Source organism: Mesorhizobium sp. M4A.F.Ca.ET.022.05.2.1 (genome assembly GCF_003998845.1).
Taxonomy (GTDB): Bacteria; Pseudomonadota; Alphaproteobacteria; order Rhizobiales; family Rhizobiaceae; genus Mesorhizobium.
The window spans coordinates 1-9,182 of sequence record NZ_RZOJ01000246.1 but is presented as its reverse complement, the minus strand read 5'-3'; the positions used below and the strand labels follow the sequence as shown (position 1 = coordinate 9,182).

10 protein-coding genes are annotated in these 9,182 nt (G+C 60.9%); 6 read left to right on the top strand and 4 right to left on the bottom strand.

The genetic code is table 11. The features are described 5' to 3' along the window. Nucleotides 1-104 precede the first annotated feature (104 nt). Both ccoS and EN745_RS23100 read left to right on the top strand, forming a co-directional pair. On the top strand, nt 105-257 hold the full coding sequence (gene ccoS / locus EN745_RS23105; protein ID WP_126058904.1) for a cbb3-type cytochrome oxidase assembly protein CcoS: 153 nt from the start codon (nt 105-107) through the stop codon (nt 255-257). 104 nt (nt 258-361) lie between these two features. After that, complete coding sequence (locus EN745_RS23100) at nt 362-1,060, top strand: CBS domain-containing protein (protein ID WP_127422349.1); 699 nt, start codon at nt 362-364, stop codon at nt 1,058-1,060. A 41-nt stretch (nt 1,061-1,101) separates the two neighbouring features. On the opposite strand, the gene EN745_RS23095 is transcribed toward EN745_RS23100, so the two are convergent. Both EN745_RS23095 and EN745_RS37155 read right to left on the bottom strand, forming a co-directional pair. Further along, nucleotides 1,102-1,542, bottom strand: a complete 441-nt coding sequence (locus tag EN745_RS23095) for a hypothetical protein (protein ID WP_245482303.1) — start codon at nt 1,540-1,542, stop codon at nt 1,102-1,104. A 265-nt stretch (nt 1,543-1,807) separates the two neighbouring features. Then, nucleotides 1,808-2,272: a DUF6455 family protein gene (locus tag EN745_RS37155; RefSeq protein ID WP_245482304.1), complete on the bottom strand. Its 465-nt coding sequence runs from the start codon at nt 2,270-2,272 to the stop codon at nt 1,808-1,810. 174 nt (nt 2,273-2,446) lie between these two features. On the opposite strand from EN745_RS37155, the gene EN745_RS23080 reads away from it, so the two are divergent. The 4 genes from EN745_RS23080 to EN745_RS23060 all read left to right on the top strand — a co-directional run bounded on the left by EN745_RS23080 (nt 2,447) and on the right by EN745_RS23060 (nt 6,232). Then, nucleotides 2,447-3,964: a PAS domain S-box protein gene (locus tag EN745_RS23080; RefSeq protein WP_245487805.1), complete on the top strand. Its 1,518-nt coding sequence runs from the start codon at nt 2,447-2,449 to the stop codon at nt 3,962-3,964. Then, a complete protein-coding gene (fixJ, locus tag EN745_RS23075; RefSeq protein ID WP_127422347.1) occupies nt 3,951-4,565 on the top strand; it encodes a response regulator FixJ in 615 nt (204 codons plus the stop codon). Before EN745_RS23080 ends, fixJ begins: the two co-directional genes overlap by 14 nt. 355 nt (nt 4,566-4,920) lie before the next feature. After that, a complete protein-coding gene (locus EN745_RS23065) occupies nt 4,921-5,367 on the top strand; it encodes a pyridoxamine 5'-phosphate oxidase family protein (RefSeq protein ID WP_126058898.1) in 447 nt (148 codons plus the stop codon). Nucleotides 5,368-5,584: 217 nt separating this feature from the next. Next, entirely contained in the window at nt 5,585-6,232 is a 648-nt protein-coding gene (locus EN745_RS23060) for a helix-turn-helix domain-containing protein (RefSeq protein ID WP_126058897.1), read from the top strand. 228 nt (nt 6,233-6,460) lie between these two features. On the opposite strand, the gene EN745_RS23055 is transcribed toward EN745_RS23060, so the two are convergent. Beyond that, nucleotides 6,461-7,270 carry a TerC family protein gene (locus EN745_RS23055; protein ID WP_126059401.1) on the bottom strand — a complete coding sequence of 270 codons (810 nt, stop codon included), beginning with the start codon at nt 7,268-7,270 and terminating at the stop codon, nt 6,461-6,463. A 168-nt stretch (nt 7,271-7,438) separates the two neighbouring features. Beyond that, entirely contained in the window at nt 7,439-9,004 is a 1,566-nt protein-coding gene (locus EN745_RS23050) for a BCCT family transporter (protein WP_126058896.1), read from the bottom strand. Nucleotides 9,005-9,182 lie beyond the last annotated feature (178 nt).

The following is a 9,182-nucleotide window of genomic DNA, read 5'->3' as shown; positions in this document are numbered from 1 at the left end:
CGTCGCGCCCGATTTCGGCAGGACGCACAACAGTGCGCGCAGCAGGTCCGTGCGCGTGACGATGCCGACGAGCTTGCACCCCCCGGCCTGCTGGTTCGACCCTCATGACGACGCTCGTCTACCTCATCCCGGTGGCGCTGTTCCTCGGTGCGCTTGGACTGACTGGCTTCCTGTGGGCCCTGAGGAGCGGTCAGTACGAGGATCTTGATGGGGCCGCGGCGCGCATTCTGATCGATCGGGATGAGCCGCCAAAGTGACTGCGCCGCTCCTCTGAAATGACGCAGGTCAATGACCCGATCGCTCAATCGTCCGACAATGGGCGGCATCCGATAAAGGGCTGGATGGAAATCAGGAGGCAGCAATGCAGGCCGAGGCCATAATGACGACGCCGGTCGTCACCGTAGGTCCGGGCGCGTCGATCGCCGATGCGGCCGAACTGATGCTCGCCAGGAAGATCGGCTGCCTGCCGGTCGTCCGCGATGACGGGACAGTTGCCGGCATTATCAGCGAGGGTGATTTCCTGCGCCGTCAAGAGCTCGGCACCCAGCGTGTTCGTCCTCGCTGGCTGGAGTTTGTCGTCGGCCCCGGCAAGTTGGCCAACGAATACGTCCTGGCAAGCGGACGTCGAGTTGACGAGGTGATGACAGGTCAGGTCGTGTCGGCGCCGCCCGGTGCCTCGCTCGCCGAGATTGTCGGGTTGATGACCGAGAACAAGATCAAGAATGTGCCGATCGTCCAGGCAGGCAAGCTCGTCGGCATCGTCACGCGCACGGACCTGCTGCGCGCACTGTTGTGCGTCCTGCCGAAATCGGGCGCGACGACGGCTGATGACGACTCCATCCGCAAGAACGTTCTGGCAGAGCTCAAACGCCAAGCCTGGAGCAACGGCGGCTTGATCGGGGTGAGTGTCGACCGAGGAACTGTCGAACTGAGCGGCGCAATCTTTGACGAGCGTCAGCGGAAGGCGGCTGTGGTTGCCGCGGAGAACGTTGCAGGCGTCAAGGCGGTCAAGGACAGCCTGTTCTGCGCGGGACCATTGTCAGTTGTGCTTGTGTCCTAGTAGGTCTGACAGAAGTCGGCAGCAAGCGGTGGCGACCAACCTTAGGTCGCGATCAGGGGTATCAATGGTCGAAGCAGCAGCATGGCGAATGCAATGAGCGCCGTGCCCGCTACCCTGTCTGTTGTTCTTCCGTCTTCGCCAAGCCGGCTACCGAGTAGAAGCCACACCGATCCCGTGGCAGCCGTGATGATCGGGAGAACAATCCAGAATATCGCCAGCGCCCGCGCTGCGGCGTCTGTCGGCACGATTGCCAGGCAATAGATAGACGCCTTCGGATTGAGGGCACTGGTTGCCAGGACGGAAATGGCGCCGCCATCCTTGGAGGCGTTGATCCGGGCACTTGTTATCAGGCGCAGGCCAAGGACTACGAGCCATGCGGCGGCGACCAGCTTCAGTGCCTCGATGGCACCGGGCGGCATCCAGGGACGCAGCGAAAACCAGCAGGCGGCGGCGATCCCGTACCCGCAGGCCTGCGCGATCAAAAGCCTGACCGCCTTTTCGCGTTTGACAGCCCCTGCCATCAGAAGGGCGTTGGTTGGCCCCGGCGCGACGAAAAGCAGAAATGCTTCCAGGAAAAATAGCGTACTCAAAACTGCCGGTCCCGTGGGCGCACATCCATCAACTGCAAAGCTCGGTTTGACGCGGCGGCTCTCGTCAAACCCGGACCTCCAACGGCATTCGCAGACCTCTCCCCGCTACGCGCGAGCTATGGGACGCTACCTGAGCGTCGGCCGCCTCTGAAAGCAACTACTGCCGGCCGGCCGCGTGCTGCAGCCGTGCGATGAGGTCGCGGTTGCGGCAGTAATCTGGCGGATCGTCGGCTTGCAGGTGTTGGTCAAGCCAGGTCGAGCATTCATCCTGGTGGCCGCAGGAGCGGCAGCGGTCCACCGCCCGATTGGTAACGGCGGCATGGTCCGCGATGACCTTCAACTGCCTGTCGACACCGAGCTTCTGCATCATGCGCCCCATCAGGGCGGTCCTGGCGTCTACTGAAATCAGATAGTCGAGAAAAGTCATTGGGATCACTCCTGTTTCCCAACCATCTTTGCCATGCCGGGGGTCGCCGCCTTGATCTTGGTCAACAGGCAACTCCACTTGCAAGGATCGTTTCGGCCGGCGGTCAATACGACATGAAGCGATGCATGCGGAGTGCGTGACGCCGCCAAAGGCCGTCTCGACGAGGGGCGGAACAATCGGCAGCCGCCAGGCCAACAAAGTGCGCTCCGAAACGCTCGGCCAGTTCGACCCCCAACTCATCCGAGCGCTTTTGCCTGGATTGGTTTTGCGTGCGCGGCCAGGAGTGATAATTAGCCCTCTTGCAAGCGTGGCCGAACCCAAGGACCTCAGGTGAGCCAAAACGAAGCGCTTATTTCGTCGGCCGGCGGGATGATGCTGCGATCCGTCTTGTCGCAGATGTTCGAGCAGGCTCCGGGCTTCATGGCCCTGATGCGAGAGCCGGACCATGTCTTCGAACTGACCAATGCCGCCTATCAGCGGTTAATCGGCGACAGGCGGGTGATTGGGAAGCCGGTGCGTGAGGCGCTTCCCGAGCTCGAAGGCCAAGGCTTCTTCGAACAGCTTGACGATGTGTACAAGACCGGTGAGCCATACCGGGGCCAGGGCGTGAAGGTCGCTCTTCGCAACAAGCAAGGCGAGCCGGCAGAAGAGCGCATCCTGGATTTCGTTTATCAGCCGATCCAGGACGGCGATGGCCGCACCACTGCGATCTTCGTCGAAGGCACGGATGTTAGCGAGCTCTCTTTTGCGAATGCCGCACTTCGGCTGCGTGAGGACCATCTGCGTTCGATCCTGGCAACGGTGCCGGATGCAATGGTCGTCATCGATGAACAAGGTCGCATTCAATCCTTCAGCACGGCCGCCGAGACGTTGTTCGGCTACGCAGCGAGCCAAGTCATAGGCCAGAATGTCAGCCTGCTGATGCCGGCACCCTATCGCGACGAGCATGACGCCTACCTGCACCGCTATCTGGCGACCGGAGAGCGCCGGATCATCGGGCTTGGCCGTACCGTCACGGGAATGCGCAAGGATGGTTCGACCTTTCCCATGGAGCTTTCCGTCGGCGAGATGCATCCAGGAACCGGACGCTTCTTTACCGGCTTCTGCCGCGATCTGACCGAGCGTCACCGGGCAGAAGCAAGAATACAGGAGCAGCAACAGGAGCTGCTTCACATGGCGCGGTTCACCGCGCTCGGCGAAATGGCCTCGACGCTTGCGCATGAGATCAACCAACCACTGACCGCGATCACGAATTACCTAAAGGGCAGCCGCCGGCTGCTCGAAAGAAGCACGGAAGAGAATGCGCCGATGTTGAGGGAGGCCGTTGAAAAGGCAGCGGAGCAGGCCTTGCGGGCGGGAGAGGTCATCCGGCACCTTCGCGACTTCGTCTCAAGAGGTGAAAGCGAGCGCCAGGTCGAGCGCCTGCCGGCACTGATCGAGGAAGCCTCGTCCCTGGCCCTGGTTGGCGCAAGAGAAGCCGATATGCGAGTAAGCTACAAGCTCGATCCCGCGGCCGAACTGGTCCTGACCGACCGCATTCAGATTCAGCAGGTTCTGCTCAACCTGATGCGCAATGCGGTGGAGGCCATGCAGGGCGCGACACGTCGCGAGTTGCATGTCATGACGATTGCCAGGGACGACGGTATGGCCGAAGTAAGCGTGATCGATACGGGCACGGGCCTCTCGCCCGAGGTGTCCGCCCAGCTTTTCCAGCCTTTCGTCACCACCAAGAAGCAGGGCATGGGCGTCGGCCTCTCCATTTGCCGCACAATCGTCGAATCGCACGGCGGTCATATCTGGGCCGAGGCAATGCTGTCTGGAGGAACCGCTTTCCGGTTCACCTTGCGCATCGTGAACAAGGAAGAGGTTGCCAATGGCCGGGAATGATCTCGTGCATGTGGTCGACGATGACGTCGATGTTCGCAAGTCGCTCGGTTTTCTTCTCGCGACAGCCGATTTTGCCGTGCGCCTGCATGAATCCGCGACAGCCTTCCTGGCTTCAGCCACCGACAATGTCGACGGCTGCATCGTGACCGATGTGCGCATGCCAGGTATCGACGGCATCGAGTTCCTGCGGCAGCTGAGGGCTCGCGGGCACAGGCTTCCGGTCATTGTCATGACGGGTCATGCCGATGTCGCGCTCGCCGTTCAGGCGATGAAGGAAGGGGCTGCGGATTTCATCGAAAAGCCGTTCGACGACGACATTTTGATCGACGCGATCCGTTCAGCGCTGGGCAATCGCAATCGAGTTGATGCAACCCACCCGCAATCCGCGGAAATCCGCGGGCGGCTGTCAACGCTTTCGGACCGGGAGCGGCAGGTGCTGGATGGGCTTGTGTCGGGTCTGCCGAACAAGACGATCGCCTATGATCTGGGAATCAGCCCCCGCACGGTCGAAATCCATCGCGCCAATGTCATGAGCAAGATGGCCGCCGGCAGCCTGTCGCACCTGGTTCGCATGGCGCTGATCCTGGATCCCAAGCACTAGGGTAATTGAGGAACGGAATTGCGGATATCTGTCGGCGCCCTCTGCGCGTCCCAGTCGCGCCAATGGGTCGGGTGGATGTCGATATAGGCGCCCGTCGTCGCGTTCTTCCATCCGTTCCGCGTCCTCATGCAGGGAAATACAAGGGCATGCTCGCCATCCTCGTCGAGGACGGCGAGTTCGAGATCGCATTCGAACGGGGCGCTTAGGATAGGCTTCCACATCGCCCTAGGATGCGCGAGATGGCAGGCCTCGCCTTGATCTGAATCATTTTCCGAAATCGCCGAATGCGCGAACTTGGGCTTGCGAGCCGGAACTGGAGCACCCGGATGGCCGCGAGCAGTAGGAGATCGCACCGATGCTGATCCGCACACTTTCTGCCCTGGAATGCACGAAATTGCTGACCGCAAATCGCCTAGGCCACCTGGCGTGCGCGAAGGATGGGCAACCCTACGTCGTGCCGTTGTACTACGCGCATGCTGACAACCATCTCTATGCGTTTTCAATGCCCGGCAAGAAGATCGACTGGATGCGGGCCAACCCTCTGGTGTCGGTCCAGGTCGATGAGCGCGGCCAAGGCCGAGGCTGGAGAAGCGTTGTTGTCGACGGCCGCTATGAAGAGCTGCCTGACCGGATCGGTCATAAGCTTCAGCGCGATCATGCGTGGTCAGTGCTGAGCAAGCACCCCGACTGGTGGGAGCCAGGCGCCCTCAAACCGGTCCTGCCTGCCGTTTCCGATGGCGGTCCGCATGTCTTCTTCCGCATCTTCATTGGCGAGGTGTCGGGCCGGGAAGCAATTGAGTAGGTCTTCTGCCGCCAAAGAATGGCCGCCCCGGCGCGGCCTGTTTCGAGGCATGCACGGCGCTGCCCGATGGCTGTCGACCTTGATTGCTTCTGCAATCCCAGAGGACCCTTGTCCGCCTATGACGGGTTCTACGTAGTTTCCCGTAGGGACATAACCGAATTTCGCGCTCTGTGAATTCGAGCGATTGCTGTGACAACGGTCAACCGGGGACGCAGCGATGAACGCCTACACCACCGCAAGGATTTCAATTCCCTTACAGCCAGCCAATCCGAACCTGAAGGTGGCATTTGGCTCGGTGCCGGTCCAGCCAATCAGCTTCTTCCCCGCCGGGTCGGAAATCTATGCCCAGGGCGAGAAGGCTGGCGCCTTCTACCAGGTCGAGTTCGGCGCCGTCCGTGTCTACCGCTTGCTTGCCGATGGTCGCCGGCAGATAAGCGCCTTCCACTTGCCTGGAGAGACATTCGGCTTCGAAGCCGACACGACACATCATTTCTTCGCCGAAGCGATCAACGCCACCGGTGTCCGCGTGTTTCGCACCGCGGCCGGGGCTGACATGTCGCAGCAGCTGCTGCCGCTCGCGCTCAAGGGGCTGACAAGGGCGCAAGAGCACTTGCTCGTCCTCGGCCGCCAGAACGCCATAGAACGTATCGCGGCGTTCCTGGTCGATTTGGCAGAGCGCCAAGGTGGTCTGCGGCAGGTCGAACTGCCCATGTCGCGCGTGGACATCGGCGACTATCTCGGCCTCACCATCGAGACCGTCTCGCGGGTCTTCACCAAGCTGAAGGAGCGAGGCGTCATTCGCCTGCTCAGCCTGCGCTGCATCGAAATCGTTAGACAGGACGCGCTGCGCGATATGAGTGAATGAGTCCAACTCTGGTCATGGCAAGGGCATCGCGCGGATTCACGACGCCTTGAGGCGCAAGCCACAGGGCACGCATTCCGTCGGGCAGCCTTCCAGCCAAAGCGGCTGAGAGTCGCTTGGAGCGGTTCGAGCGCCGGTGGGTTTCGAGTCCCAGATTTCGAGGTCTCCAATAAAAATAAAGGAAATCAGTCGGTAGACAGTGCTTTGGTGGGCCCGGAGGGTGTATAACGGTCAGGCTTCATTTGCCTGTTTGCGGGTTTGAGAAACCGCTACGGATCGTGTGTGTCCGCCGTTGGCCGCAACCGCAACCTCCGGCCCATACTGATTGTGCAAATGAACGGGCCTGGCTTTTCGGCGGTGCAGCATGTTCACGCCTTCGACCGCCATCGAGAAGATCATCGCTGAATAGATATAACCCTTGGGGACATGGACGCCAAAGGCATCCGCGACCAACGTCATGCCGATCATGATGAGGAAGCCGAGTGCCAGCATCTTCACAGTAGGGTGAGCATCGACAAACTTTCCAACCGGTCCGGCGGCCGCGATCAGGACGGCCATCGACGCGACGACAGCGACGGCCATGACCCAGATCTGGTTGGCCATGCCGACGGCGGTCACGATCGAGTCAATGGAAAACACGAGGTTGATCAGGGCAATCTGCGACACGACGGCTACGAAACCTGCGCGCACGGTGGCACCAATGTGGCCCTCTTCTCCCTCGAGACTTGCATGTATCTCCTGGGTGGCCTTGTAGATGAGGAACAGACCGCCGCCTGCCAGGATGAGATCCTTCCCGGAAAAGCCGTGCCCGAAGGCCTCGAACAAAGGTTCGGTCAAGCCAATGATCCACCCGATGAACAGCAGCAGGATCAGTCGCGGAACGAGGGCCAGCGCCATTCCGAGAAACCGCGCCTTTGGCTGCAGCTCGGGAGCAAGTTTGCTGACCAGAACCGAGATCACGACAAGGTTGTCGACACTCAGGACGATTTCGAGCGCTGTAAGCGTCAGCAGGCTGAGCCAGATTTGCGGGTCGGTTATCATCTTCGCCCTCCCTTCGGGCACCCAGTTGGATTTGCTTTTGGCTTGATCTTGTCGCGCTGCCGGTGGCGACGATGAGGAGCGCCGGTCGCGGCGGCGCGGATCGGCAAACCGCACCTGAAGTTCATTTTCAGATGCGGTTTGTTGGCCGCCTGAATGGCGGTGCTGTAGCTATTCTGCCGCTGCCGTGACAGGCTGGGCTTCGGGCAGGAGAGAGGCGGGTTCACCCCGCCCTTCGAGGTCGTCCAGCAGCGCCATCCACAGCGAGATGCACAGCCCGACCATGACGACAAGGAAGGGTGCTGCCGCGATGATCGACGCGGTCTGCAGGCCCTCCAGGCCTCCCATCACCAGCAGCACACAGGCCGACGCGCCCGCTAGGACGCCCCAGAGGACCACGACGATGCGCGCGGGCTCAAGCGTGCCGCGTGACGACAGCATACCCATCACGATCGAGGCGGCATCAGCTCCCGAGATGAAGAAGATCGCCACAAGGAAGATCGCGACGAACGAGGTGAGCGCCGTTCCCGGATATTGTTCGAGTAGGGCAAACAGCGAGATGGCGGCACCCTTGGTGTTGACCGCCTCGACAAGTCCGCCGACCCCCATCAGTTCAGAGTGCAGCGCGGTGCCGCCCATGATGGTGAACCAGAGAAAGGTTACGCCGCTCGGGATGAGCAGAACGCCGATGACGAACTCGCGGATCGTCCGCCCCCTGGAGATGCGGGCAATGAAAACGCCGACAAAAGGTGCCCAGGAAACCCACCACGCCCAGTAGAAGATGGTCCAGCTGCTCAGCCATTTGCCGTCGCTGAAGGCAGCGGTGCGGAACGACATCGTGACGAGATTGGTCAGGTATTCGCCGAGCGCTTCGGTGAAGGTGTTGAGGATGAAGACGGTCGGTCCGACAACGGCCAGGAAGAGCAGCAAGGCGGCGGCGACAACCATGTTCATGTTGCTCAGGAACTGGACGCCCTTGCCGACTCCCGACACTGCCGAAAGGATGAACAGCACCGACAGCACAGCGATGATCGCAAGGGCAATGCCTGTTCCCTCGCCGGTTCCCCAGAGAAAATTCAGACCGCTGTTGATCTGCTGTGCGCCAAGGCCGAGCGATGTCGCAGTGCCGAACAGCGTGGCGATGAGGGCGAGAATATCGATCGTCTTGCCGATCGGTCCGTTGACCGCGCTGCCGAGCAAGGGGGTGAATGCGCTCGAGATCAGGATGGGCAGGCCCTTGCGGTAAGTGAAATAGGCGATAGCCAGACCGACAATGGCGTAGATCGCCCAAGGGTGCAGCGCCCAATGAAAATAGGCATATTCCATTGCGATCAGCGCAGCTTCCTTGGACTGCGGGGCGGCCAGCCCGTGAGGCGGCGCGCCAAAATGGAAGACCGGCTCGGCAACCCCCCAGAACATCAGTCCGATGCCCATGCCGACGCTGAACATCATGCACACCCACGAAACGGTAGTGAATTCCGGCAACTCGTCGTCGGCTCCAAGTCGGATCTTGCCGAAACGGCTGATCGCCAGGAACCCGGCAAAGACCAGAAACATAGCCGTCGAGACAACAAAGCCCCATCCGAAACCATTGATGATCGCCGCGAGCGTGGCGTTCGTCACGGAGGCGAGGCTATCCGGGGCAGTGGCTCCCCATAAGATGAACGCGGCTGTTATGGTTAGGGCCGGCCAGAATACCGCCGTATCTATGCCCCGTAACCTGCTTGTAGTCGACATGCGTGACCTCCCAAATCAATTTCGAAACCAGTTCCTAAAAAACTCCCCTTGGACGTCAAAGACCCGACCTCCTGCGAGACCAAGGTCGCGGACGACGAACGTGAAGCGTTCGCCGTTGGCGCCGTTTCGAAGTGTCGGATTTGACCCTCCTCCACCACACCCGTCAGGGTAGAAAGGG